General features: G+C 74.2%; 23 protein-coding genes, 1 tRNA gene and 2 pseudogenes. 6 read left to right on the top strand and 20 right to left on the bottom strand.

Annotated features, from left to right (window positions below; all coding sequences use genetic code 11):
- Positions 1 to 29: 29 nt before the first annotated feature.
- The 5 genes and pseudogenes from rraA to IO30_RS0106295 form a co-directional block, all read right to left on the bottom strand.
- On the bottom strand, positions 30 to 515 hold the full coding sequence (gene rraA, locus IO30_RS0106315) for a ribonuclease E activity regulator RraA (RefSeq protein WP_031140137.1): 486 nt from the start codon (positions 513 to 515) through the stop codon (positions 30 to 32).
- A gap of 164 nt (positions 516 to 679) precedes the next feature.
- Positions 680 to 879: pseudogene (locus IO30_RS48010) on the bottom strand (hypothetical protein).
- 11 nt (positions 880 to 890) lie between these two features.
- Positions 891 to 1157 (bottom strand): GlsB/YeaQ/YmgE family stress response membrane protein, encoded by a 267-nt coding sequence (locus tag IO30_RS0106305; protein ID WP_031140135.1) that lies wholly within the window; start codon positions 1155 to 1157, stop codon positions 891 to 893.
- Between the two features lie 131 nt (positions 1158 to 1288).
- Complete coding sequence (locus IO30_RS0106300) at positions 1289 to 2176, bottom strand: hypothetical protein (protein WP_199920986.1); 888 nt, start codon at positions 2174 to 2176, stop codon at positions 1289 to 1291.
- Positions 2173 to 3075: a phosphatase PAP2 family protein gene (locus IO30_RS0106295; RefSeq protein ID WP_078904575.1), complete on the bottom strand. Its 903-nt coding sequence runs from the start codon at positions 3073 to 3075 to the stop codon at positions 2173 to 2175. Before IO30_RS0106295 ends, IO30_RS0106300 begins: the two co-directional genes overlap by 4 nt.
- 182 nt (positions 3076 to 3257) lie before the next feature.
- On the opposite strand from IO30_RS0106295, the gene IO30_RS0106290 reads away from it, so the two are divergent.
- Positions 3258 to 3890, top strand: coding sequence for a TetR/AcrR family transcriptional regulator (locus IO30_RS0106290; RefSeq protein ID WP_051859056.1), 633 nt, complete (start codon positions 3258 to 3260; stop codon positions 3888 to 3890).
- Between the two features lie 263 nt (positions 3891 to 4153).
- On the top strand, positions 4154 to 5731 hold the full coding sequence (locus tag IO30_RS0106285) for an alpha/beta hydrolase (protein WP_031140127.1): 1578 nt from the start codon (positions 4154 to 4156) through the stop codon (positions 5729 to 5731).
- 83 nt (positions 5732 to 5814) lie between these two features.
- Here the strand turns inward: IO30_RS0106285 and IO30_RS0106280 are convergent, their stop codons facing one another.
- From IO30_RS0106280 to IO30_RS0106255, 6 genes are all read right to left on the bottom strand, one after another.
- Complete coding sequence (locus tag IO30_RS0106280; RefSeq protein WP_031140125.1) at positions 5815 to 6357, bottom strand: TerD family protein; 543 nt, start codon at positions 6355 to 6357, stop codon at positions 5815 to 5817.
- 114 nt (positions 6358 to 6471) lie between these two features.
- Positions 6472 to 7692 (bottom strand): vWA domain-containing protein, encoded by a 1221-nt coding sequence (locus IO30_RS0106275; RefSeq protein WP_234321584.1) that lies wholly within the window; start codon positions 7690 to 7692, stop codon positions 6472 to 6474.
- A 7-nt stretch (positions 7693 to 7699) separates the two neighbouring features.
- Positions 7700 to 8929 (bottom strand): AAA family ATPase, encoded by a 1230-nt coding sequence (locus IO30_RS0106270; RefSeq protein ID WP_051901967.1) that lies wholly within the window; start codon positions 8927 to 8929, stop codon positions 7700 to 7702.
- Positions 8926 to 10704 (bottom strand): ankyrin repeat domain-containing protein, encoded by a 1779-nt coding sequence (locus IO30_RS0106265; RefSeq protein ID WP_051901965.1) that lies wholly within the window; start codon positions 10702 to 10704, stop codon positions 8926 to 8928. The genes IO30_RS0106270 and IO30_RS0106265 overlap by 4 nt, the downstream gene beginning before the upstream one ends.
- Positions 10705 to 10794: 90 nt before the next feature.
- Positions 10795 to 10867, bottom strand: a tRNA-Cys gene (locus IO30_RS0106260).
- A 92-nt stretch (positions 10868 to 10959) separates the two neighbouring features.
- Positions 10960 to 12081, bottom strand: coding sequence for a hypothetical protein (locus IO30_RS0106255; RefSeq protein ID WP_031140117.1), 1122 nt, complete (start codon positions 12079 to 12081; stop codon positions 10960 to 10962).
- A gap of 244 nt (positions 12082 to 12325) precedes the next feature.
- On the opposite strand from IO30_RS0106255, the gene IO30_RS0106250 reads away from it, so the two are divergent.
- The 3 genes from IO30_RS0106250 (at position 12326) to IO30_RS0106240 (ending at position 14828) form a co-directional block, all read left to right on the top strand.
- Positions 12326 to 13138: a glutamate ABC transporter substrate-binding protein gene (locus tag IO30_RS0106250; protein WP_031140115.1), complete on the top strand. Its 813-nt coding sequence runs from the start codon at positions 12326 to 12328 to the stop codon at positions 13136 to 13138.
- A 435-nt stretch (positions 13139 to 13573) separates the two neighbouring features.
- On the top strand, positions 13574 to 14407 hold the full coding sequence (locus IO30_RS0106245) for an endonuclease I family protein (RefSeq protein WP_031140113.1): 834 nt from the start codon (positions 13574 to 13576) through the stop codon (positions 14405 to 14407).
- Positions 14408 to 14522: 115 nt separating this feature from the next.
- Positions 14523 to 14828, top strand: coding sequence for a DUF3040 domain-containing protein (locus tag IO30_RS0106240; protein ID WP_031140111.1), 306 nt, complete (start codon positions 14523 to 14525; stop codon positions 14826 to 14828).
- Here IO30_RS0106240 and IO30_RS0106235 read toward each other — a convergent pair.
- The 4 genes and pseudogenes from IO30_RS0106235 to IO30_RS43050 form a co-directional block, all read right to left on the bottom strand.
- Complete coding sequence (locus tag IO30_RS0106235; RefSeq protein ID WP_031140109.1) at positions 14816 to 15442, bottom strand: hypothetical protein; 627 nt, start codon at positions 15440 to 15442, stop codon at positions 14816 to 14818. The genes IO30_RS0106240 and IO30_RS0106235 overlap by 13 nt on opposite strands.
- A 132-nt stretch (positions 15443 to 15574) precedes the next feature.
- Positions 15575 to 17206 (bottom strand): beta-N-acetylhexosaminidase, encoded by a 1632-nt coding sequence (locus tag IO30_RS0106230; RefSeq protein WP_051901963.1) that lies wholly within the window; start codon positions 17204 to 17206, stop codon positions 15575 to 15577.
- 63 nt (positions 17207 to 17269) lie between these two features.
- Entirely contained in the window at positions 17270 to 17707 is a 438-nt protein-coding gene (locus IO30_RS0106225; RefSeq protein WP_031140105.1) for a GlcG/HbpS family heme-binding protein, read from the bottom strand.
- Positions 17708 to 17810: 103 nt separating this feature from the next.
- Positions 17811 to 18917, bottom strand: a pseudogene (locus IO30_RS43050) (MFS transporter); the annotation flags it as partial.
- Positions 18918 to 19134: 217 nt separating this feature from the next.
- Here IO30_RS43050 and IO30_RS0106210 point away from each other — a divergent pair.
- Complete coding sequence (locus IO30_RS0106210) at positions 19135 to 19593, top strand: MarR family winged helix-turn-helix transcriptional regulator (RefSeq protein ID WP_031140100.1); 459 nt, start codon at positions 19135 to 19137, stop codon at positions 19591 to 19593.
- 29 nt (positions 19594 to 19622) lie between these two features.
- On the opposite strand, the gene IO30_RS45265 is transcribed toward IO30_RS0106210, so the two are convergent.
- From IO30_RS45265 to pdxR, 5 genes are all read right to left on the bottom strand, one after another.
- Positions 19623 to 20174: a hypothetical protein gene (locus tag IO30_RS45265; protein WP_031140097.1), complete on the bottom strand. Its 552-nt coding sequence runs from the start codon at positions 20172 to 20174 to the stop codon at positions 19623 to 19625.
- On the bottom strand, positions 20171 to 20764 hold the full coding sequence (locus IO30_RS0106200) for an RNA polymerase sigma factor (protein WP_078904574.1): 594 nt from the start codon (positions 20762 to 20764) through the stop codon (positions 20171 to 20173). The genes IO30_RS45265 and IO30_RS0106200 overlap by 4 nt, the downstream gene beginning before the upstream one ends.
- A gap of 3 nt (positions 20765 to 20767) precedes the next feature.
- Positions 20768 to 21226: an LAETG motif-containing sortase-dependent surface protein gene (locus IO30_RS47560; protein WP_051859015.1), complete on the bottom strand. Its 459-nt coding sequence runs from the start codon at positions 21224 to 21226 to the stop codon at positions 20768 to 20770.
- Between the two features lie 128 nt (positions 21227 to 21354).
- Positions 21355 to 22083 carry a DUF2625 family protein gene (locus tag IO30_RS0106190; protein WP_031140092.1) on the bottom strand — a complete coding sequence of 243 codons (729 nt, stop codon included), beginning with the start codon at positions 22081 to 22083 and terminating at the stop codon, positions 21355 to 21357.
- 43 nt (positions 22084 to 22126) lie between these two features.
- Positions 22127 to 23683, bottom strand: coding sequence for a MocR-like pyridoxine biosynthesis transcription factor PdxR (gene pdxR, locus IO30_RS0106185; protein ID WP_237403363.1), 1557 nt, complete (start codon positions 23681 to 23683; stop codon positions 22127 to 22129).
- Positions 23684 to 23696 lie beyond the last annotated feature (13 nt).

The following is a 23696-nucleotide window of genomic DNA, read 5'->3' as shown; positions in this document are numbered from 1 at the left end:
GGACGTGGCGGGATCCGGTCCCCGGCGGGTCAGTTCGCGGTGGCGAGCACCACGACGCCGTCGTCGTCCGCGTGGACGGTGTCACCGGCGCGGAAGGTGACCTCGCCGATCGTGACGGGCCCGTCCACGGTGCCCGCGCCGGTCTTGCCGCTCTTGCGGGGGACCGTGCCCAGCGCCTTGATGCCGAGGCCGAGCCCGCCGAGGGCCACGCTGTCGCGGACCGCGCCGCTGATGATCAGTCCCGCCCAGCCGTTGCGCTCGGCGGCTCCGCCGATCAGGTCGCCGATGAGGGCGGTGCGCAGGGATCCGCCACCGTCGACGACGAGTACGGCGCCCTCGCCGGGGGTGTTGACCAGCTCGCGCAGCAGGGCGTTGTCCTCGTGGCAGGAGAGGGTCCGCACCGGGCCCGCGAACCGGCGGTGGCCGCCGTACTGGCGGAACTGGACGGTGCAGATCCCGAGCGACTCGCCGTGCTCGTCGTACAGGTCGGTGGTGGGGACGGGAGTGACGCTCATGGCTGCGGCGGTTCCTTGACTCTCGTTGCGGTCGTGTCGGGCCCGCCGGTCAGCCTAATCGGCGGATTCCGCCCCGCAGCGGGAACGTCCGGCGCGGCCGTCGTGGCCGGGACGGACGGCGCGGCCGGGACGGACGGCGCGGCCGGGACGGACGGCGCGGCCGGTCAGCGCTTGAGGGCCCGGTACCGCCGGAGCAGGGCGGTGATCTTCTCCGGGTCCTTCTTGCCGTTGAGTTCGGCGAGGAGGCCGTCGGGGCAGAGTTCGTAGAGCTCGCCCCACCAGCAGCCGCCCCGGGTCTGCCAGATCCGAAAGAGACGGCCTAGCCGCCCGGCACGCCCCGTGCCACGTAGGTGCGCCGGCCCATGTCCCGCCCCGTCAGTCGCGCGAGTTGCCGAAGAGGAGGCGATAGCCGATGAGGAGGACGAGCGAGCCTCCGATGGCGGCGCCCCAGGTGGCGAGGTCGAAGAACTCCGTCTGGATCGGCCGGTCCAGGAACTTCGCCGAGAGCCAGCCGCCGATGAAGGCTCCGGCGACGCCGATGAGGGTGGTGCCGATCAGGCCACCGGGGTCGCGGCCGGGCAGCAGGACCTTGGCTATCGCTCCGGCCAGCAGACCCAGGACGATCCAGCTGACGATCCCCATACCAGTCACTCCGTTTCGGTGTTCCCGTGATCCGGTGAACCGGTGGTCCGGTGGTCCGGTGTCCCGGGCGTTCTCCCGGGAGGACGCGAAACGGCCCGAAACGGTTCTCCGCCCGGTTACGGAAGGGCAGCTCAGGCCGCCACGCGGCTCACCGGCACGACGGGGGCGGCCGGTTCCGGCGTACCGGGGGCCTGCCCCGCGGCTGGAGGGGTGCGCGTGAGCAGGAGCACCCCGCGTGCCGCCGCCAAGGCGCCCGCCACCGCCAGCAGCACCCCCGCCGCGCCGCCCTGGAGGCGTTCGCCGAGCAGGACCATGCCGATGGCCGCCGCGGCCAGCGGATTGGCCAGGTTGACCACGGCCAGCGGGGCGCCGAGCCCGCCGCGGTAGGCCCGCTGCGACAGCAGCATCCCGCCGACCGCGAACACCACCACGAGCAGCGCCACCGCGGCCACCCGCAGGCTGAGCAGGGCTCCGCCGCGGCCGGCGGCGACGGCCACGGTCTGGGTCAGGGCCGAGGCCGCCGCGGAGGCCAGTCCGGAGGCCGTCGCGTGCCGCAGCCCCGAGCGCGGGTCCTTGACGGCGGTGAGCATGAGGATCACGGCGGCCGTGGCTCCGGAGACGGCCAGCGCCTCGGCCAGCGTGAGGGTGTCGTCGGGGGCGGGCCCGGAGGCGGGGAGCAGCAGCAGGCCGAGTCCCGCGACGGTGGCGAGGGTGCCCCGCCACTCGGTGGCCGCGACCCGGCGCCCGGCCCCGCGGGCGCCCAGCGGTACGGCAGCCACGAGGGTGAGGGCGCCGAGCGGCTGGACCAGGGTGAGCGGGCCGTACCGCAGGGCCGCCGCGTGCAGCAGGGCGGCGGCCGCGTTCAGGCCGGCCGACCACCACCAGGCGTGGGAGCCGAGCAGGGCCCGGGCGGTGCGGGCGACGGCCGCGCGGGCGAGGCGCTCCTGGGCGACGGCAGCGGCCGCGTAGGTCACGGCGGAGGCCAGGCAGAGCACCACGGCGAGGGCGGTGGCGTTCACCGCCGGGCCCCTACCTGGTCGGGGGCGGTCCGCGGCCGCGCCAGGCTCCGTACGGCGGCGTCCGCCTCAACGGACGCGTCCCTGTCCGTGTCCCTGTCCCTGTCCCTGTCCGTGTCCGTGTCCGGCAACGGGTCCGTGCCGCTGCCGTCGGCCGGGCGGGGCCGCGGGATCAGCAGCAGCGCCGCGCCGAGCAGTACGGCCGCCACGATCGCGTCGAGCCAGTAGTGGTTGGCGGTGCCGACGATCACGAGGAGGGTCAGCAGCGGGTGCAGCAGCCACAGTGCGCGCCACCGCCGGGGCTTCCCGGCCGGGGTCTGCGGGCCGGTGGCGGCGATCATGCCGAGGGCCAGCATCAGCGCCCAGCCGAAGTGCAGGGAGGGCATCGCCGCGAACTGGTTGGCCAGGGTGTCGGAGGCCGGCGCGGCCCCGTACACGGTGGGTCCGTAGACCTGCCCGGTGTCGATCATGTCTGCTCCGCCGAACATCCGCGGGGGCGCGAGGGGGAACGAGAGGTGCAGGACCAGGGCGGCTCCGGTCAGCACGGCGAGTGCGCGGCGCGCCCACAGGTAGTGGTCCGGGCGGCGGAGGTAGAGCCAGATCAGGAAGAGCGCGGTCGCGGGGAAGTGGACGGCCGCGTAGTAGGTGTTCGCGGTGTGGACGAGGGTGTCGCCGTGCAGCAGCAGCCTCTGCACCGCGCCCTCCCCGGGCAGGTGGAGGGCGCGTTCGGCGTCCCAGACCCAGGCGGCGTTGCGGAAGGCCTCCTCGGTGCGGTCCGTGGAGAGCAGCCGGCCGGCCTTGTAGACGGTGAACAGTCCTGCGACCAGCAGCAGCTCGCGTATGAGACGGCGGCGCGCGGCCCTCCGTCCGGCTGCCGGTCCGGCAGGTGTGGTCTGGGACATCCCCCGGTCTCACTTTCCTCGTGCTCGGATCTGTTCAGCGGCTGGTCGGAACCGCGCACACAGCGACACGCCAGTGTATCGATACATTCGCGTATCGATACGCTTGTGTACCGATACGCTTGCGTTCCCGTACACTTTTCCTAGCGAAAGGGCGCACAGGAGCCGTGAAGGAGAGCCGCACCATGACGTCGACGCCGACCGGCCCGCGGCGCTCCAAGATCACCCCGGAGCGCGAGCAGGAGTTCTACGACGCCGTGCTCGACCAGCTGCGCGAGCACGGGTACGAGGCCCTGACCATGGAGGGCGTCGCCGCCCGGGCCAGTTGCGGCAAGTCCACGCTCTACCGGCAGTGGAGGACCAAGCCGCAGCTGGTCGCCGCCGCCCTGCGCGCGGGCCGCCGGGGCACGCTCGTCGCGGTGGACACCGGCTCCCTCGCGGGCGACCTGCGCGAGGCCGCGCGGATCGCGGCCTGCACCTCGGGGCGCGACACCCGGCTCATGCAGGCCCTCGGGCACGCCGTGCTCAGCGACGAGGAGCTCCAGGCCGCCCTGCGGGAAGCGCTGGTGGACCCGGAGCTGGCCGCCTTCGACGCGATGGTGGCGCGGGGCGTGGCGCGGGGCGAGATCACCGCGGACCATCCGGCGGTGGAGTTCCTGCCGGCCCAGCTGATGGGTGTGCTCCGGATCCGGCCCGTCCTGGAGGGCCGTTACGCGGACGCCGACTACCTGGTGCGCTTCGTCGACGCGGCCCTGCTCCCCTCCCTGGGCCTGGCGCCTGCGGCCAGCGCGGTGACCCCGGCCGCAGCGGCCCCCTGAACCGGTGGGCCGCCGTCCCGATGACCGGACGGCGACCTGCCCGCGCTGCCTCGTGGGGACGGTGGCAGCGCGCCACCCGGACCGGGCGGCGGTCACCCCTTCCGAGGGACGACCGCCGCCCGATCTGTGCGGAGCCCGTTACTCCGGATACCGGGTGCCGGCCGGCACCCGCTCCCCTGTACGGTTCCGGTGGGCCGACGCCGGGTGTTCGCTGCGGCGGGCCCTTCTCGATCACGTCCGCACGGTCATCAGGAGCACCACGCATGTCCCCCCTCATACGGCCGGCCCGGTCCGCCGTGCTCGCCGCTGCCGCCCTGCTGGCGGTTTCCGCTCTGACGGCCTGTGACGACGGCGGCAAGAAGGCCGACGCCAAGGACGGCGCCCAGAGCGCCGCCCCGGCCTCCCCCAGCCCCACGCCCGTCGCGCTGCCGGCCTCGATCACCGGCCAGCAGCTCGCCTGGCAGGGCTGCGCCGCCCCCTCCGTGGCCCAGGGCGGCGGTGAGGCCCCCGGCGCCGGGTGGGAGTGCGCCGCGATGAAGGTGCCGCTCGACTACGCCAAGCCCGCGGGCGAGACCATCGACCTGGCCCTCATCCGCAAGAAGGCCACCGACCAGGGCAAGCGCATCGGCTCCCTGGTCTACAACTTCGGCGGCCCCGGCGGCTCCGGTGTCAGCACCCTCCCCTCCCTCGCCTCGAAGGACTACAAGAAGCTGGGCTCGGTCTACGACCTGGTGAGCTTCGACCCGCGGGGCGTCGGCGACAGCGCGGGCGTCAAGTGCGTCGACGACAAGACGATGGACGAGCTGAACGCCTCCACGGACTCCGTCGCGAGCACCAAGAAGTTCGCCGAGGGCTGCAAGCAGAACTCCGCCAAGATCCTCCCGCACGTCGGCACCACCAATGCCGCCCGCGACCTGGACGTCATGCGCCAGGTCCTCGGCGACCAGAAGCTCAACTACTTCGGCATCTCCTACGGCACCGAGCTGGGCGGGGTCTACGCCCACCTGTTCCCGGCGAACGTCGGCCGTACGGTCTTCGACGCCGTGGTCGACCCCACCCAGGACTCGCTCCAGCAGGGCCTCGGCCAGATCAAGGGCTTCCAGACCGCCCTGGAGCACGCCATGCAGTACTGCGCGAAGAAGTTCGGGGCGAACTGCCCGACCGGTCCGAACGCCACGACCGGCACCGAGCGGATCAACGCCATGCTGGCGAAGCTGGAGAAGAAGCCCGTGCCCGCGGGCGAAGGCCGCAAGCTGACCGCCGCACAGGCCGAGAGCGGCATGATCGCCACGCTCTACAGCGAGGAGACCTGGGAACACCTGGCGCTGGGCATCCGCGAGGTCCAGGCGGACGGCACGGGTGAGATCCTCCTCGCCTACGCCGACCTGCTGGGCGGCCGCGACGACAAGGGCCGCTACGACAACTCCCTCGGTGCACGGGGAGCCATCAGCTGCGCCGACGACAGCACCCGGGTCACGGCCGAGCAGGCCGCGGCGATGGTGCCCGAGTTCAAGAAGGCCTCCCCCGTCTTCGGTGACGTCAAGGCCGAGGAACTGATGGCCACCTGCCAGGACTGGCCGGTACCGGGCGAACGGGCCAAGCCCGACGTGAGCGCGCCGGGCGCGGCTCCGATCCTCGTCATCGGCAACACCGGTGACCCCGCGACCCCGGTCGAGGGCGCCCGCCGGATGGCCGACTCCCTGGGCAAGGGCGTGGGCGTGGGCCTCACCGTCAAGGGCGAGGGCCACGGCACCTACGGGGTCAACTCCTGCGCGACCAAGACGGTCGACGCGTTCCTGATCGACGGCACGGTCCCCGCCGACGGCGGCACCTGCGAGTAGGACGCCCGGAGCGGCCCGGCCCGTCCCGATCAGGGACGCGCCGGGCCGCTCCCGTGCTCACGGCCCGTGCTCACGGCCCGTGCTCACGGCCGGGCGGCGCCCATGGTGCGGGCGAACTCCTCCGGGCCGACGGCGAATCCGCGCAGCCGCGCGTCGAGGGACCAGCTGCCGGAGGCCTCGCGGGTGAACTCGGCGATCGTGGCCGCGGTGGCGCCCCGGACGGACTCGAAGCCGCTCTCGGCGAGGTCCGTGTGCCCCTCACGGATCCGCACCCCCGTACCGGTGATGTCCGCGAAGGTCTTCGTGGCACCCTCGCCGGCGTCGGCGTCCTGGATCACCACGCCCACCACCACCCGGCACAGCCGCTCGGCCATCCGGTCCAGTTCGAGGGTCATCACCTCGTCGAAGCCGAAGCCCTGGCCGGTGTGGCTGTCCCGGTTCAGCGTGATGGTGCCGTCGGGCGAGCGGCTGCCGAAGTGCACCAGGTGGACCGGCTCCCCGTACGGATCGTCGGCCCCGTAGACCGCGGCGACGATGTCCAGGTCGTTCGCGGGCGTGCCCGCGCTGCTGGGGTCCCACCTCAGCGCGACCTCCACCTTGGCCAGGCCCTTGCGTACTCCAGTCAACGGATTCCCCCTCCAGACACCGGGTGTTGCCCGGTCATGCTCCCACGTGCACACCGGGCCGGGCCGGGCGACCGTACGTTCCCGGCCACCGCGGGCGGGCCGGTCCGGCTCCGCTCACAGCGGGACGCGTACGGTCTCCACCCAGGCCGGGGGCATCGGTGCGGTGTCCCCGAGCAGTGCGGCGATCACCCGGCAGGCCGGGCTCTGCGGCGGCCACGGCGTGAAACCGTCGGTCAGGACGACGATCACGTCGGGCCGGTCGGGCAGGGCCAGCGCGGCGCCGATCCCGGCCCGCATGTCGGTGCCGCCGCCCCCGGCCAGGGCCACCTGGCCGGCGCTGTTCACCCGGGACACGGCCTGCACGTCGGCGTCGCAGGCCAGGACCGCGACCCGGTCGCCCCGTATCCCCACCTCCCGCAGCACCCCGGTGACTTCGGCGAGCGCGGCCCCGAGCTCCGCCGGGCCCATCGACCCCGAGGTGTCGATGACCACCGCGACGCGCGGCAGCGGCCTGCGCAGACTGGGCAGCACCACCTTGCCGCCGAGCGCCGGGGTCCTGCGCGAAGGGCGGCGGTACGTGTAGTCCACCGCGCCGGACGCCCAGGCGGCGGCCTCGCGCACCGCCCCGGACAGCGCGCGGCGCCAGTCGACGGCGGGCTCCAGGAGTTCCTCGGCCCAGCGGTGCCAGCCCCGGGGCAGTGTGCCCCGGGTGCGCCGGTGGGCCCGCACCGCCTGGGCGGTCTGGCGGCGCAGCGCTTCCGCCTCCACCGGGCCGATCCGGGTGACGGGAGCCCGCTCGCCGAGCTCCCAGGGCATCGGGGTGCCGTGGGCGCCGGAGCCGCAGTCCAGGGCGGGGGGCGTGGCCGGGACGCCGGCCAGGTAGCTCTCGAACATGCCGCCCGTGGGCAGGCCGAAGAGCCGGGGCTCCATCCGGCCCGCGGGCAGGGCGAGCCCGTCGGCCAGCAGGTCGTCGTTGATCTCGCAGTCCTGGGCGGTGTTGACGCGGACCCGGTCGCGCTGGTCGGCGGCGGGCAGCCGCCCGGCCCGGCCGTGGTGGTCGCGCAACAGGTGCGCCACCTCGTGGATCCAGACCCCGGCGAGTTCGGGGACGGGCGTGGCCTCGACGAAGGCGGGCGAGACGTAGCAGCGCCAGTACCGGTCGACGCCCATGGTGCGCACGGCGGTGCAGGGCACCACGGTCAGGGCGTACAGGGCGCAGGCGAGGTAGGGGCGGGCCTCGGCGGCCTGGTAGCGGGCCGCGAGCAGCTTCACCCGGTCGAGGCCCGCGGGCTCTCCCCCGGGCTCTTGCCCCGGCTCGCGCGCGGGCAGGTCCACGGCGGGTTCAGCCGCGGCCCGGCAGTGCGCCGGACAGCTGGAGCAGTTCCACGAAGGCGTCGATGCCGGCCGGTACGGGCCAGTCCAGGTCGCGCATCGCGGCGAGGTCGGCGGCGGCCCGCGCGGCCACGTCGGGCACGCCCGCTTCGACCGCCTTGGCCAGCACCGTCCAGGCTGCCTCCCAGCGCTCCCGGGTGAGCTCGCCCTGCACGGCCGCGACCACGGCGATGAGGAAGGCCAGCTGCCGGTCGCCTCGTTCCGGCAGGGCGAAGGCCTCCGGGTCGGCCAGTACCCGGTCCGGATCGGGCAGGTCGAGGTGTTCGAGGTACGAGAGCAGTTCGATCCCGGGGGCTTCGCCGACCGCGCCGGTGAGCGCGGCGGCCAGCGCCTCGCGGCCCACGGCGGCCGCGTACCCGGTGGCCAGCATCCGCAGGGCCATCTCCCAGGTGCGCGGGGAGGGCCAGGCCCGCCCCCGGTCCGCGGCCCCGGCCGGCATCTGGTGGACGAGGCCCGGCCGGGCGGTGAGGAAGCCGGAGACCGCACCGCGGGCCCGGGCCACGGAGCCCGGGACCCGGGCCGGGTCGACGGCCGGGACGGCCGCCTCGGGCCAGGTCCCGGCCATGCCGCGGGCCACGGTGCGCGGGTCGTGGGTCCAGTCGAGGTGGACGAAGCGGTTGGCCAGGGGCGGGCTGAGGTGCCAGCCGTCCGCCGCGCTGGCGGGCGGGTTGGCTGCGGCGACGATCCGTACGGCGGCGGGCAGTTCGAGGCTGCCGACCCGGCGCTCCAGGACCACGCGCAGCAGGGCCGCCTGCACGGCGGGCGGGGCCGAGGACAGTTCGTCGAAGAACAGCAGCCCGTGTCCGGTGCGGGCGAGGCGGACCGCCCAGTCCGGCGGGGCCATCGGCACGCCGGTGGTGGCGGGGTCCTCGCCGACGACGGGCAGGCCCGCGAAGTCGGAGGGCTCGTGGACGCTGGCGATGACCGTCTCCAGCTCCACCCCCAGCGAGGCGGCGAGCCTGTGCATGCCCGCGGACTTGCCGATGCCGGGTTCGCCCCACAGCAGCACGGGCTGATTGGCCGTCACGGCCAGGGCCAGTGCCTCCAGTTGGTGGTCGGTGCCGGATTCGGTACGGGTCCTGCCGAGCCGGGCGCCCAGGTCGTCGGCGGCGGCGAGGGGCGCCGGTACGGGCCGGGTGCCCGGACGCGGGCCGGCGTGGCCGCCGGGGTGGCTGCTCATGTCTGCCAGACCTTCATTTCCCGCTCGCCGATCCACCGGTCCCACCACGCGGCGCCGATGCCGGGGTGTTCCTCGTCCACCCGCTGCCTCAGGAAGTCCAGGTCGGTGCTGCGGTAGCGGCGTACGACGTGGGACAGCGACATCCCCCGGTGGTCGATGACGTCGATGCGGGATCCGGCCGCCAGGAAGGCCCGCACCAGGTCCGCGGAGCCGCCGTTGACCGCCGTCGCGTACAGGGGGGTGCGCTGTTCGTTGTCCCGCGCCTCCAGGTCGAGTCCCGCGTCCAGCAGCCGGGGCAGCAGTTCCTCGTGGTCGAGCTGGTGCAGGACGTGGAGCAGTCCGCGACGGCCTCCGTCACGGATCCGGGGGTCGACGCCCGCGTCGAGCAGCGCCACGACGGCCGGGGTGTCCCCGTGCTGGGCGCGCAGGAACAGCTCCTGCTGTTCGGCCCGCAGGGCGCGCGGCAGCCGGCCGTGGCCGGTGGTCCAGGTCTGCTCCACGGCGAAGCATCCGGCGACCTCGCCGCCGAACGCCCGCAGGGCGCGCTCCCGTTGCTGCTCCTCGGGGGTGTGCGGCAGCTCCAGTACCCCGCCGCGCGAGCGGACCTCGTGCCACTCGCCGCGGCAGCGCACCCTGACGGGGGCCGGCAGGGCGGGGCCGGGCGGTGGGACGAAGGGTCCGCTGCCGGGGAAGAGGGAGGCGGTGACCAGCGGGTGCAGTTCCTGCGGCGTGATGAGGCCGGTCCGCACCAGTTCGAGGTCGGGCAGGCGCCGCCAGGCGTACTGAGGGAGCAGGGGCACCTCCTTCGCCTGCTCCCGCGCGATGAACCGGGCCCGGAACGTGCCGTGCGGGCCGAGGCCGTCCTGCGTCAGCTCGACGGTGCGTCCGTCGCGCGGGAAACGGAACCGGTGGCCCGCGCCCGCCGCCCCGAGGTGCCCGACCTCGTCGGTCAGCCGGGTGAGGTCGAAGGGGCCCCCTCCCAGGAGGGCTCCGGTGTCGAACGGCCGCTCGTAGTAGTGCTGGGGAGGCAGGCTCAGGTCGCGCTCGATGCCGACGGCCGCGCAGGCCTCGGCGGCTCCGCCCGCGAGCTGCAGCAGGGTGGCCCATTCCGCGCGTGCGGCCCGGTCGGCGGGGTCGGGTTCGTCGACGGGCAGCTCGGCCGGGTCGAGCGTGGAGCCGTCCGCGCGGAAGAAGGGCAGCCGGCCGCCGTCGCCGCCGCCGCCGAACCGTGCGCGCAGGCCGTCGCTGCGCCGGGCGTCCCAGAGGAAACGGGCCGCGGTCCAGTCCTCCACGGTGAAGGGGAAGCCGAACAGGGCGTACAGCTCGCGCCGGGCGAGCGGCGCGCAGTGCAGGCGCAGGCGTTGCGGCCCGCCGATCATCGGTGAGGTGGTGACGGACAGTACGGGGGCTTCCGGGTCGCGCGGGGAGCCGGGGCGCTGCCCGTAGTGGGCGAGCACGATCCGCAGGCCGGGGGCGATGGTGGTGTGGCCGCCCAGCACTCGCGGCAGGTGCCAGCGCAGCAGGTCCGGGGCGAGGTGGCGGAGGTCGTCCTCCAACGCCTCGGCGACGGAGGCCCCGTAGCGGGAGGCGACGTCGGCCGGGTCGAAGGTGACGTCGAAGGCGGCGGTCGCGCAGGCGGCCCGCCAGTCCCCGGCCAGCCGGTGGGCGGTGGCGTGCTCGATCATCCAGCCGGGCACGGCGTAGCGGCGGATGCGCCTCCACGTGATGAGGTCAACGGGCTCGTACCCGCCCGGGAGTTCGGCGCGCGGCGTCATCGCGGCACGCCGCGGGTGCCCGTCGGCTGCGTGTTCACTGGTTCCCCCGTGGTGCCCGTGCTGTCCGTGCTGCCCGTGATCAAGAAGACACAAGACCGGCCGGATTCGAACCGGCGTCCTCCAGCTTGCTGCGTGGGCGCGACGACCTCTGCGCTACGGCCTTGCTGCCGAAGATCATACGCATCGCCCTCGGGCCGCCGACGGGGCACTCGGCCTCCGCCGAGGGCCCCGTCACCGGCTCCGCTTCCGGCTCCGTCACCAGTCCCCGTCCTGTACGGGCCTGCCCGGCCTCGGCGCGTTCCCGAGCGGCTTGACCTGCCCCGGTCCCGGCTCCGCCCAGGGGGTGTGGTCGTCCCCGAGCCACTGGCCCACCGGTTCGACCCGGCCCAGGGCTTCGGCCGGGGCGAGGTCGGCGGCGGTGTCGTCGTAGTGGTCGAACCAGGGCAGTCCGGCCTTGGTGTAGGCGGCCCGGTCCACGGGCGAGGGCGGCGCCTCCTCCCCGGTGATACGTCGCCACGCGGGCGGGGTGACGAGGTGGACGAAGACCCGTGCGGCCGCTTCCCGGGACCAGGCCGACAGCGGCCGGTCGTCGCGGTACACCTCCTGGCGCATGGAGCCGCCGACCCCGAGTCCCATCGCGGGGGCGGCGGGCGGCGGCGCCGCGCTGCGGGCGCGGGCGGCTCCCGCAGCGGACGGGGCGGGCGGTACGGGCGGGCCGCCCGGGGCCGCGGCCATCGGCGGCGGCACCGGTCCGCCGTACCCGCCGGAGCCCGAGGGGGCACCAGGGCCCCCGTACCACGGCGGGGGCGCGGGCGGGGCGGATCCGAGGGTGCGCTCCCGCTCCGTCTCCCGCCAGGCGGCCAGCTCCCGGGCGCCGAGCGGGAAGGCCTGGAGCTGCACGCCACCGGTGGTCTCCTCACCGGTGACCTGTCCTTCGACCGTGGCGCCGAGTCCCAGGGGAACGGCGACGAACTGACGCACCGTCCCGCTCCCGGAGTTGATCCCGTCCAGCCACGGCTGGCGCGGCAGGACCAGATAGTTCTGCGGGCCGCGGTCCAGGCGGCCCGTCCACCGCCCGCCCGAGACGGCGCACACCTTGCCGACGCCGACCTGGAGCGCGGCGGGTTCGCGGGTCCCGGCGAAGCTGAGCCACATGGCCTCGCGCAGGTGCACGGGCAGCATGACGCCGCCCTTCGCCAGCCACTCAGGGGGGACGGTGTCCGCGTGGTCCTCCACCCGGCGCAGCGGGAACTCCCCCAGTCCCGGCGGCAGCGCGTGGGTGCCCGACTCCGGCAGGCGCAGGGTCCTGATGAAGCGGACCTGCACCTCGCCCAGCAGCAACGCGTTCCCCTCGACCCGTACCGAAGCAGAGCCCATCGAACGCCCCCTTCTCCCGATTCGGCCCGATTGTGCCGTAAAATCTTCGGCCGAACCGGATCGTTATCCTCAAGTTTCGCTCAGATGTAGTGACGCTGCGCCTGTCCGCTTCCTAGCTTCCTCGTACACGTGTATTGACGTCCCCCCACGTTCTCGCGGTTCCACGCGGTGCGGAGATCCCTCGCCCAGCCACCGCTGGAAGGTGCCCGCAGCGCGCCCCGCGGCCCCGAGGAAAGAGTGCAGCATGAAGGTTCCCCAGACCGGTGCGGCGGTCGCCGCAGTGATCGCCCTCGCCCTCACCACCTCCGGGTGCGGCGGCGAGGAGGACAAGGGGACCCTCGCCATCGGCATCAAGTTCGACCAGCCGGGCGTCGGCCTGCGCGAGGCCGGCGGCACGTACTCCGGATTCGACGTGGACGTGGCCACGTACATCGCCAAGCAGCTCGGCTACAAGCCGGAGCAGATCGAGTTCAAGCGCGTCGACAGCTCCGACCGGGAGCTCCTGCTCCAGTACAACGAGGTCAGGTTCGTCGCCGCCAGCTACTCGATCAGCGACAAGCGCAAGGAGAAGGTGGACTTCGCGGGTCCGTACTTCACCGCGCACCAGGACCTGCTCGTCCGCGCCGACGACACCACGATCACCAAGGCCGAGGACCTCAACTCCAAGCGGCTCTGCTCGGTGACCGGCTCCACCTCGGCGGAGAACGTCAAGAAGAACCTGGCCCCCAAGGCGAGCGTGCTGGAGCTGCCGGGCTACTCGGAGTGCGTGGTCGCCCTCCAGGACAACCTGGTCGACGCGATGACCACGGACAACTCCATCCTGGCCGGGTACGTCGCCCAGAAGGGCAACGAGGGCAAGTTCAAGCTGACCGGCCAGAGCCTGAGCAACGAGAACTACGGCATCGGCCTCAAGAAGGGCGACAAGGAACTCCAGGGCAAGATCAACGCCGCGCTGAAGAAGATGGTCGCGGACGGCTCCTGGGAGGCCGCGGTGCGCAAGAACTTCGGCCCGAACTACAAGTTCGACCCGGCCCCCGCGATCGCAACGGGCAGCTGACGACCGTCGGCGCCGCTCGGCCGTGACGGCCGAGCGGCGCCGCAACGGGCATTGACCTCACAGGACCGGCCCCGCCCTCTGTCGGCGCGGCCGGTCCTCGCCGTGCGCGGCCGTGGAGCACCGCTCCGGCCGCGCGGGGGCCCTTTCAACTGCCCCGCGCACGGCGCCGGATCAGCCCCTTCGGGCCCCCGGCCCCGGCGCTCCGACCGTGTCCCCTCGGTCCCGGATTCGGCCATTTCCCGGGGAAATGCGGACCTCTCCTTCCTCCTGGCGCGCGGGCAGTTCGCGGGTAGCAGACGCCAACACCGCAGTTCAAGGCCCCGACACATGGTTTTTACCTGTTGGGCACATGACAATGTGAGCCTCGCTTCGCCACCTGATATCCCGCCAATTCCCCTGGCGGGCCCGGTGTGTCCTGGAGAGGTCCCCCACAGCATGAGAATCTCCCGCGCCACTCCCTGGGCGGCCGGCCTCGCAGCGGCCGCTCTGATCGCGATACCCGCCACCGCATCGGCGGGCCAGCAGTCTGCGGAGGCTCCCCACGCCACCGCGGCCGTGACGGCAGGCCCGTACGCCGATCCGTACGTCGACTCGTACTACGCCCCGGCCGAGGGCAAGACCGGGGCCGCGCTGAAGACCGCCCTGCACGGCATCATCAAGACCCAGTCCAAGGTGAACTACGACGGTGTCTGGAACGCGCTGAAGGTCACCGACCAGGACCCGGCCAACCCGAACAACGTCATCCTGCTCTACTCCGGCCGCTCCCAGTCCAAGTCCACCAACGGCGGAGGGGCCAACGACTGGAACCGCGAGCACGTCTGGGCCAAGAGCCACGGCGACTTCGGCACCGCCACCGGCCCGGGCACCGACCTGCACCACCTGCGCCCCGAGGACGTCACGGTCAACAGCACGCGCGGCAACAAGGACTTCGACAGGGGCGGCAGCCCGGTGGGCGAGGCCCCCGGCAGCCTCACCGACTCCGACTCCTTCGAACCGCGCGACGCGGTCAAGGGCGACGTGGCGCGGATGCTGCTCTACATGGCCGTGCGCTACGAGGGTGGCGACGGCTTCGCGAACCTGGAGATGAACGACAAGGTCAACAACGGTTCGGCCCCCGCCCACGGCCGGATCAGCCTGCTGAAGCAGTGGAACCAGCAGGACCCGCCGGACGCCTTCGAGCAGCGTCGCAACCAGGTCATCTTCGACACCTACCAGCACAACCGGAACCCCTTCATCGACCACCCGGAGTGGGTCAACTCCATCTGGTGACCGTCCCGGGGCACCCGCGGCCGCGTCCGGGGGTTGGGCCGTCCCAGGCCGGGTATTCGCACGCCAGAGGCTGTGTTCCGCGCCCGTCGGCCACAGCCGACGGAGGTGCGTCGTCATGGACGGAGCCGGACTCTCCGATCACGAGCAGCGCGCGCTCTCCGCGCTGGAGGCACAGCTCAAACGTGACCGTTCCCTCCGCGGGGCCCTGATGTCGGCACACCTGCGGCACCGCACCGCCGTGGCCTGTCTGCTCGGTGCGGTGTCCGTCGTGCTGCTCGTCGCGGCCTCGGTGACCGTCTCGACGCCCCTGATCTGGTGCTTCGCCGCCGCCTGGATCCTGACCGTGGTCACGGCCCTGCCCTTGTTCGGCCAGTGGGTCCGGCGGCGGTGGCAGCACCGGGGGCGGAGCTACGGGAGATAGACCTGCTCAAGGGTGTCGATCGCCCCGTCGGCGCCGAGGTGGTAGCGGAACGGGAGTCCGGAGTCGGGGTGCGCGATCACCCAGTCGACGAGTTCCTGGACGCCGATCTTCTCGGGCCCCGGTCCCGCGACGACCGGGGGCCCGGCGGTGATCGCGGCCTTGTCCGCGACGGGGTAGAAGGTCTCCTTGCCGACCGGCTCGAAGGCGGCGCCGTCCGCGCCGGAGGTGCCGCAGCCCCAGTTCCCGTGCCGGACGATCAGGTGGTGCGCGCCGCCCTCGGGGGTGTACCGGTAGACGGCGATCAGGTCCGGCGCGATGGGCATCTTGTGGTCGCAGGGCTTGGCCGACGGGCCGGCCGGCGTCGTGGGCTTCTTCACCGGCTTCGCGGTCGCGGTGGGCTTCGGGGCCGCCGCCGTGGCGGAGGGCGTGCCCGGGGCCGGAGCCGGGGCCGGGGAACCGGTGGGGCCCGCTCCGGGCTTGGCGGGCGACTGCGTACCGGGACCGCCCGCCTCGTCCCCTGCCCGGCAGCCCGTGAGCGCGAGGGCCCCGCACACCGCGAGGGTCAGCAGGGCCGTGCGTCCGCGGTTCCGTCTGCCGCTGCGTACCACGCGCATGGTCGTCTCCCTCATAGCCGGTCGAAGCGTGGCGTCAACGTAGCCTGAGGAATTCGGCCATGGCGATGGCCGGATGTCGTTCGTCACCGGTCCGGTGTCGGCCTGTTGCAGACCGCGGACCTCCGTGACCGCTCAGAGGCGGTCGGCGAGGGCCTTGAAGCCGGTCCAGGGCTGCTGGGGCGGGCGGGAGTCCCAGACCTTCTGGGAGAGCGCCGCCAGGGGCAGCCGGATGCCCTCCGCGACCTGGGCCTGGGTCTGGGCGCCGGCCAGGTCGGCCCAGACGGCGAGGCGGGCGCCGAGGATCTGGTCCGCGTACTGGGCGGGCACGGGGGTCGTGCCGCGCAGTACCAGGGGGGTCCACTGCTCGTAGATCCGCTTGCCGGTGGGGTAGGTGAACTGGTTGGGCTGGCCCAGCACGTAGTAGAGGTACTCGTCGTTGAGGTTCACGACCTTGCGGCCCTCGCGCAGGTACTCCAGCGGCGGGCGGGCGCCGATCTCCTTGCCGGTCCAGTACTCGACCTGGATGTCCTTGGCCGCGGTGGTCACCCCGCCGCTGAAGAAGCCGTCGTTCCAGGCCTTGAGCGCCTTGCCCGACGGGCGCACCACGGCCGCCCGGTCGTTGAGCCAGCCCGTAGCCAGGTCCTGGACGCGCGCTCCGGCGCCGTACCGCTGCTGGGCCGCGCGGGCCAGCTGAGGGAAGGAGGCCTGCGGATCGCGGACGACGAGCGCCTGGTACTCGTCGGCGCCCAGGTGCCAGGCCCCGCCGGGGAACAGCGGCAGGTACTCGCGCAGGAGGTCGTCGACGAGCTTGGCCGCCGCCGGGTTGGATATGTCCACCGCACCCTTCACGGCTCTGCCCTGTACGTCGCGCAGTTGCAGGTCGGGGTGGGCGCGCAGGACCGCGCCGAGGTGTCCGGGCGAGTCGATCTCCGGGACGACCGTGATGTGCAGGCTGGCGGCGAGGGCCGTGATGCGGCGTACGTCCGCCTTGGTGAGGTGGGGGGTGGAGACGATCTCGGGGTGGCTGTCGGACTGGATCCGGAAGGCCTGGTCGTCGGAGAAGTGCAGGCCGAGCTGGTTGAGCTTCAGGTCGCCCATCTCGCGCAGCCGGTCCTCGATCCAGTCGGGGGTGAAGTGCTTGCGCGCTATGTCGAGGTTGAGGCCGCGCTGGGGTTTGGCGGGGGCGTCGCGCACGGTGCCCTCGGGGGCCGAACCGGCGGACCGTACGGCTTGTTTGAGGGTGCGGGTGCCGTAGAAGACCCCGGCCTCGTCCGGGCCGGTGATCTTGACCTGGCCGTCCTTGACGGTCAGGCCGTAGGACTCGGCCGGGCCGGATCCCTTGGCGGCCAGGGCCAGTTCGACGTCACCGCGGCGGGCGGGCTCCGAGTCCGAGAAGCCGAGGCTCAGTTCGCCGGCCAGGAGCTTGGCCTCGTCGGTGAGGGCGGCCTTGTCGGCCTGCGCCACGACCACGCGGGCGCCGGGAGCGGGCTTCCAGCCGGGGCCGCGGGCCGGTACGTGCTCCCGTACGGCGGGGATGGTGCGCGGTGCGGTGGACAGGGCGTAGGTGGGGCTCGGCGAGGGGCTGGGTTCTTCGGCGGCCGTCGGGGAGGCCGGCAGGGCGGCGGTGGCGGAACCGGAGCTCGGGGCGGGGGTCCGGGCCTCGTCGGAGGCGGCCGTACAGCCCGGGACGGCGAGGGTGACCAGCGCGGCGACCGCTGCTGTCGCTATGACGTGGCCTTTCACGTGAAACCTCGGATTCCGCATCGTGCACCCCCTGTCCCCCGTACCCAACCTGGCACGGGGGACGCGGGCGCGCGACCCGGAGGCTCAGATCCGCGCGTAGAGGGCCTGGAGCGCGGCGGCGGCGAAGGCGTGGTCCTGCTCGGGGGCGCCGCCGCCGACGCCGACGGCACCGATGAGGCGGCCGTCGCGGTGGACCGGCAGTCCGCCCGCGATGAACAGCAGCGGCCGGTCCAGGGCGGTCGGCAGGGTGTGGAAGGGGGCGCCGGGCTGGACGGCGTCCACGAGGTCGGCGGTCGGCGCGTTCAGCTGGAGGGCGGTGTAGGCCTTGCGGGTGCTGGTCTCGCCCGAGATCAGCACGGCCCGGTCGTCGCGGCGGAAGGCCAGCAGGTGGCCGCCCGCGTCGAGGACGGTGACGCTGACGGTGACCCCGGCCGCCTCGGCGGCGGTGGCGACGGCGGCGACGAGGAGCTCGGCATCCTCGGTGGTCAGGGGGGCGACGGCGGTGCGGGTGGCGCTGGACATGTGGGTTTCTCCTTGGGAGGGGGGTGCGGGGGGGAAGGTCGGGGTGGTCAGTGGCGGGGGGGGGCCGCGGCGGGGGGACCGGGGGGTCCCGCCCGCCGGGGCGGACGAGCGCGGAGGCGGCCAGCGCGGCGCCGACCCAGTTCGGGGCCGTCCAGCCGAGCCCGGCGGTGATCACGATCCCGCCGAGCCAGGCGGCGAGCGCGTTGCCGAGGTTGAAGGCGCCGATGTTGACGGCGGAGGCCAGGGTGGGCGCACCGGCGGCCTGGTCGAGCACCCGCTTCTGGAGCGGCGGCACGGTGGCGAAGCCGAGGGCGCCGATGAGTACGACGGTGACGGCGGCGCCCGCCTTGCTGTGGGCGGTGAGCGTGAAGAGCGCCAGGGTGACGGCGAGCGCGCCCAGGGACACGTACAGCATGGGCATCAGCGCGCGGTCGGCGAAGCGGCCGCCGACGAGGTTGCCCACGACCATGCCGAGGCCGAAGAGGACCAGGAGCCAGGTGACCGAGGTGTCGGCGAAGCCCGCGACGTGGGTCATCATCGGGGTGATGTAGGTGATCGCGGCGAACACCCCGCCGAAGCCGAGCACGGTCATCGCCATCGCGAGCAGGACCTGGACGTTGCGGAAGGCGGCCAGCTCGTGGCGGATCCGGACGCCCTCGGGCCGGGGCAGTTCGGGCACCAGCCGGGCGATCCCGAGCAGGCCGAGGACACCGAGCGCGGCGACGATCAGGAAGGTGACGCGCCAGCCGAGGGTCTGCCCGACGAGGGTGCCCAGCGGCACGCCGACCACGTTGGCGACGGTCAGGCCGGTGAACATCATGGCGATGGCTCCGGCCTTCTTCTCGGGGGCGACGAGGCCGGCGGCGACGACGGAGCCGATGCCGAAGAAGGCTCCGTGGGCCAGGGAGGCCACGACGCGCCCGGCGAGCATGACGCCGAAGGCGGGGGCGAGGGCGGACAGGACGTTGCCCACGACGAACAGGCCCATGAGCAGCATGAGCATGCGCTTGCGGGGGACCCGGGTGCCGAGGACGGTCATCAGCGGGGCGCCGAGGACGACGCCGAGGGCGTAGCCGGTGACCAGGAAGCCCGCGGTGGGGATCGAGACGCCGTAACCGGCGGCGACCTCGGGGAGCAGGCCCATGATCACGAATTCGGTGGTGCCGATCCCGAAGGCCCCGATGGCGAGGGCGAGCAGTGCGAGAGGCATGGGGGAGGTGCCCTTCAGGGGAGGGTGCGGTGCGGAAGGGGACGGGTGCGGGTCGGGTGCGGATGAGCCGTAGCACCCGGCCGCCCGGTGCGCGGCCTCGTTTGCTGCCGCTGCTTACGTGCGTCCACATTAATTGCAGACGCGGGATAATTGCAAGCGCGGGCTATTGCGGTCGTGTTCTATCCTGGAGGCACCGCACGCAGAGAAGGAGCAGCCCATGACGGCCACGGACAGTGCGCTCACCGCCCTCGCCCAGGGCTGGTGCGCCCTCTCCCTCCTGCACGGGCGGATCGAGTCGCACATCGAGCGGGCCCTCCAGTCGGGGCACGGCCTCAGCGTCCGCGAGTACTCGCTGCTCGACGTGCTGAGCCGCCAGCACAGCGGACCGGGCGGGCACCTGCGGATGCACCAGGTCGCCGACTCTGTGGTCCTCAGCCAGAGCGCGACCACCCGCCTGGTCAGCAGGCTGGAGGACCGCGGGCTGCTCAGCCGCTACATCTGCGACACGGACCGGCGGGGAATCTACACGGACGTGAGCGAGGACGGCCTGGCCCTGCTGGCCGCGGCTCGTCCGACGAACGACACGGCGCTGCGCGAGGCGCTCGACGAGGCGGCGCGCAACCCCGAACTGGCCCCGCTCGTCGCGGTCGTGCAGAACACCCGGACGCCCGCCTAGCGAACGGCCGGGTGCCGGACGCCAGTCCCTCAGGGCGCGGCGCCGCCTGCCGCCGCCGGCCGGGTCGCCGAAGGCGCAGGGGTCGGAAGTGCCGAGGCCGCCGACGAGGGCGTCGGGGGCGGCGCGGAGATCGACGGCTGGGAGCCCGGCGTCCGCGAGGGCGGTGCGCCCGGCGTCCGCGAGGGCCCCGTTCCGGGCGTCGTGGACCGCCCCGGAGCAGCCGGGCTCGCGGTCGGCTCCGCACCCGAGGACGGCTTCGGAGAGGTCTGCGGCGGGCGCGGACTCGGGGTTTCCGGGGACGGGCCGGGATCCGTGAGGTGGGGCGGGGTGGCCGGAAGCGTCGGACCCGGAGCCGGGTCGGGCGCCAGCAGCAGGTAGCCGACGCCCACGGCGGCGGCCGTCGCCAGGCCCGCGAGCGGCAGCGTGAAACGCCGCAGCCGCAGCCGCGCGGCGGGCAGCCGTCGCAGGTGCGCTCCCGGCGGATCCGCGGGGCGCAGCAGGCGGATGTCGATCCCGTCCGCGCGGGCGTCCAGGGCCTGCCGCAGCCGGTGCTCGACGGGGCGTTCGCCGTCGCGCGTCATATCCGTCCCTCCAGGATCCGTTCCAGCGCGTCCAGGCCGCGGCTCGCGTTCGATTTGACCGCTCCTCGGCTGATCCCGAGGGTCGTCGCGATCTCCGCCTCGCTGAGGTCGGCCCAGTAGCGCAGGACCAGGACCTGGCGGCGGCGCGGGCTGAGCCGCCCGAGCGCGGCCAGTACCTCGCGGTGGGCCTCGTCCAGGACCACGTGCTGCTCGGCGGAGGGTACGTCGGCTGGCGGGGGCGGGGTCCAGGCCCGGACGGTGCGCCTGCGGCGCAGGACGGAACGCGAGGTGTTGACCACCGCCGTGCGCAGGTAGCCCAGGGCGTTGTCGACCTCGCCTATGTGTTCCCCGTGGCGTCGGTACATCGCCGTGAAGGCGTCCTGGACCACGTCCTCGGCGGTGGCCAGGTCGTCCACGAGCAGCACGGCGAGACGGACCATCCGCAGCCGGTGCGCGTGGTAGAGCTCGGACACCGTGGGCGGCTGCGGTTCGGCGGGGCCGGACGCCGGGCCGGGGCCGGGGGTGCGCGCGTAGGCGTACGGGGACGGGCGCGGCGGGGCCGGCGGGCAGTACGAGTTGGAGCACAGGATTCCTCAGCCGTTGGCGCGGCGCCGCACCGTGTACAGGGCGCCGGCGCCGACGAGGATCAGGCCGGCGGCGCCGGCTCCCAGGGCCATGGTGGTCGCGGAGGAGCCGGTCTCCGCGAGCTCGGTCCCGGCGGGGGCCGCGGAGGGGGCGGCCGAGGACGGAGCGGAGGGAGCGGGCGTCGCGGACGGCTTGGCACCGGTGGCGGGCGTCGACACGGACGGGGTGGGCTTGGCGCTCGCCGCCGGGGCCGGCTTGGCCGGGGTGCTGGTGGCGGGGGCGGGCTTGGCCGGGGTGCTGACGGCCGGCGCGGGGGCGCCCGGCGCGGAGCTGGTGGCCGGGGCGGGAGTGGCCGAGGCCCCGCCCGCGGCGAAGGCGGGCCCGGCCAGAGCGACGAACACCCCGGTGGCGGCCGCGGTGACGACCGCACGGCGGACGGGCTGGGGGGCGCGCTTCAGGTTCTTCACGGTGGTTCTCCACGGTCGGGTCGAGGACGCGGAACCGCGCCCCTCACCCCCGCACGACGCACGACCCTCCCCGAGGTTGCCACTGATCGCGAAAAACTTTTCCCGGGCCGCGGACAGCACCTTGCGGATCACGGCAGACCGAGGAATCCGGGGTCCGATCCGTCCAGCTGGACGGCCGTGGCCCGGCTCGCTCCGGTCAGCTCCGCGAGGGGGACGGCGCGGCGGCCGGCCGCCGACAGGTCCTGTCGGGCCTCGCCGGACCACAGCGGCGGATAGAACGACAGGCCCTGTCCCCCGGCCAGTTCCCTGGCCTCGTCCCGCCAGCCGGGCCAGCGCAGCTCCGCGTAGAACTGTTCGAGCGCCCCGGAGAGCGTCCAGGACAGCCAGGCCCCGTGCCCCGCCCCCAGCGGCTCCCAGCTCAGGGAGTCCGGGGCGAAGTAGACCACCTCGCCGGGCGCTCCGGGCAGGCCCGCCCCGGCGGGGTCCGGGCCGTTGAGGAGGAAGACACCGCCGAGCAGGTCGTGGGCGAGCACCAGCCCCGCCCCGGCCCGCCAGTCGGGGTCGAAGTCCTCGGGAAAGCCGTTGACCCGGGCGAAGCCCGGCAGTCCCCGGGCGTTGCCGGGGGCGGGGCTGCCGTAGACGCGCAGCCATCCGTCGTCCAGGAGCAGGCCGCCGCAGTGCAGGACGAAGGCGCCCAGGTACGACCTCGCGGTGATCTGGAGCTGGAGGAGGCAGGCCCTGCCGCGGTCCGCGTCGACGGCCAGCAGCTCGGGCCGGGCGGCGCCGCCCGCGAGTTCCTCGCGCAGCTCCGGCCAGGCGGGATCCGCTACGTCGGTCAGTTCGCTCAGCTCTCGCACCCGGGCATCCTCGCAGCACGGCCCGCGGCCCCTTGCACCGAGGTCAGGGCCTGATCCGGCGCAGCGCGGCGGCCAGGACGGCGATGCCCTCCTCGATCTCGGCGACGGGCCCCGACGCGTAGCCGAGGATCAGGCCCGGGGGGCCCGGGCGGAACCGGTGCCAGGACAGCGGGTGGCATTTGACGCCGAGGTCCAGGGCGGCCGACGCCAGGGCGGTGTCCTCGAAGGCGTCCCCGTCAAAGGTGACCGTCAGGTGGAGTCCGGCCGCCGCGCCGTGCACCCGGGCGCCGGGCAGCCGGTCCCGGAGCGCCCGCAGCATGGCGTCCCGGCGGCGGCGGTGACGGCGGCGCAGGAAGCGCAGGTGCCGCTCCAGTTCGCCCGAGTCCATCAGCCGGGCGAGGACGAGCTGGGCGAGGACCGGGTTGCCCAGGTCGGCGTACCGCTTGGCGGCGAGCACGGCGTCACGGTGGCGCGCGGGGACGAGCAGCCAGCCCAGCCGCAGGGCCGGGGCCAGCAGTTTGGACACGCTCCCGGCGTAGCAGACGGCTTCCGGCAGCAGGGCGCGCAGCGCGGGGACGGGGGCGCGGTCGTAGCGGTGCTCGGCGTCGTAGTCGTCCTCGATGACCAGCCCTCCGTCGGCGGCCCAGCCGAGCAGGTCGCGGCGCCGGTCCCCGTCGAGCACCACCCCGGTCGGGAACTGGTGCGCCGGGGTGAGCAGGACGGCCCGGGCCCCGCTCGCCCGGAGCGCGGCCACGTCCAGCCCTGCCCCGTCGACCGGCACGGGGACCGGCTCCAGCTGCCCGTACTCCAGCTGCTGCCTGGCCCCGAGCGAACCGGGGTCCTCGACGGCGAGCCGCGTCACTCCGGCCTCGCGCAGTACCTGGGACAGCAGGGCCAGGGCCTGAGCCACCCCGGCCACGATCACCACCTCGCCGGGGTCGGCGCGGATCCCCCGGTTCCGGGCCAGCCAGCCGGCGACCGCCTCGCGCAGGGCGGGCGCGCCCTGCGGGTTGCCGTAGCCGAAGTCGGCCGGGGTGAGGTCCGCGAGCACCTGGCGCTCGGCCCGGAGCCAGGCGGTCCGGGGGAAGGCGGCGAGGTCCGGGACTCCGGGCGAGAGGTCGATCCGGCAGGGCAGGGCGCGCAGGGCGTCCACCGGTCCGGCCCCGGCGCCCGTCGCGCGCGGTCCCCCGGCCGGGGAACCGTCCGGGGAACCGGCCGGGGGCTGGGCCGGGGGCTCGGCACGGGACGGGACCGCGACGACCACCGTGCCCGCCCGGCCGCGGCCCGACACCTGGCCGGTCTCCGCCAGCCGCTGGTAGGCCTCGGTGACCAGGCCGCGGGAGACCTGGAGTTCGGCGGCGAGCACCCGGCTGGCCGGGAGCCTGCTGCCGGCCGGCAGGGTCCCGTCGGCGATGGCCGCGCGCAGCCGGCCCGCCAGCCACTCGGTACGGCCGCCCGCCGGGACCCGTCCGATGTCGAGCTGGAGGAAGTCCGACCCGGCCTCCCCGGACGTACCCGCTCCGCCGCGCCCGGCGTCGGCCCCGCTCCGAGGGGCATCAGCTTTGGACCCCTGGACCACGCCTTCATTGGACCTGCTCACCGGACCATTGTGG

The sequence above is a fragment of the Streptomyces xanthophaeus genome (assembly GCF_000725805.1).
Classification (GTDB): domain Bacteria; phylum Actinomycetota; class Actinomycetes; order Streptomycetales; family Streptomycetaceae; genus Streptomyces; species Streptomyces xanthophaeus.
This window is presented reverse-complemented; position numbering and strand designations above follow the sequence as displayed.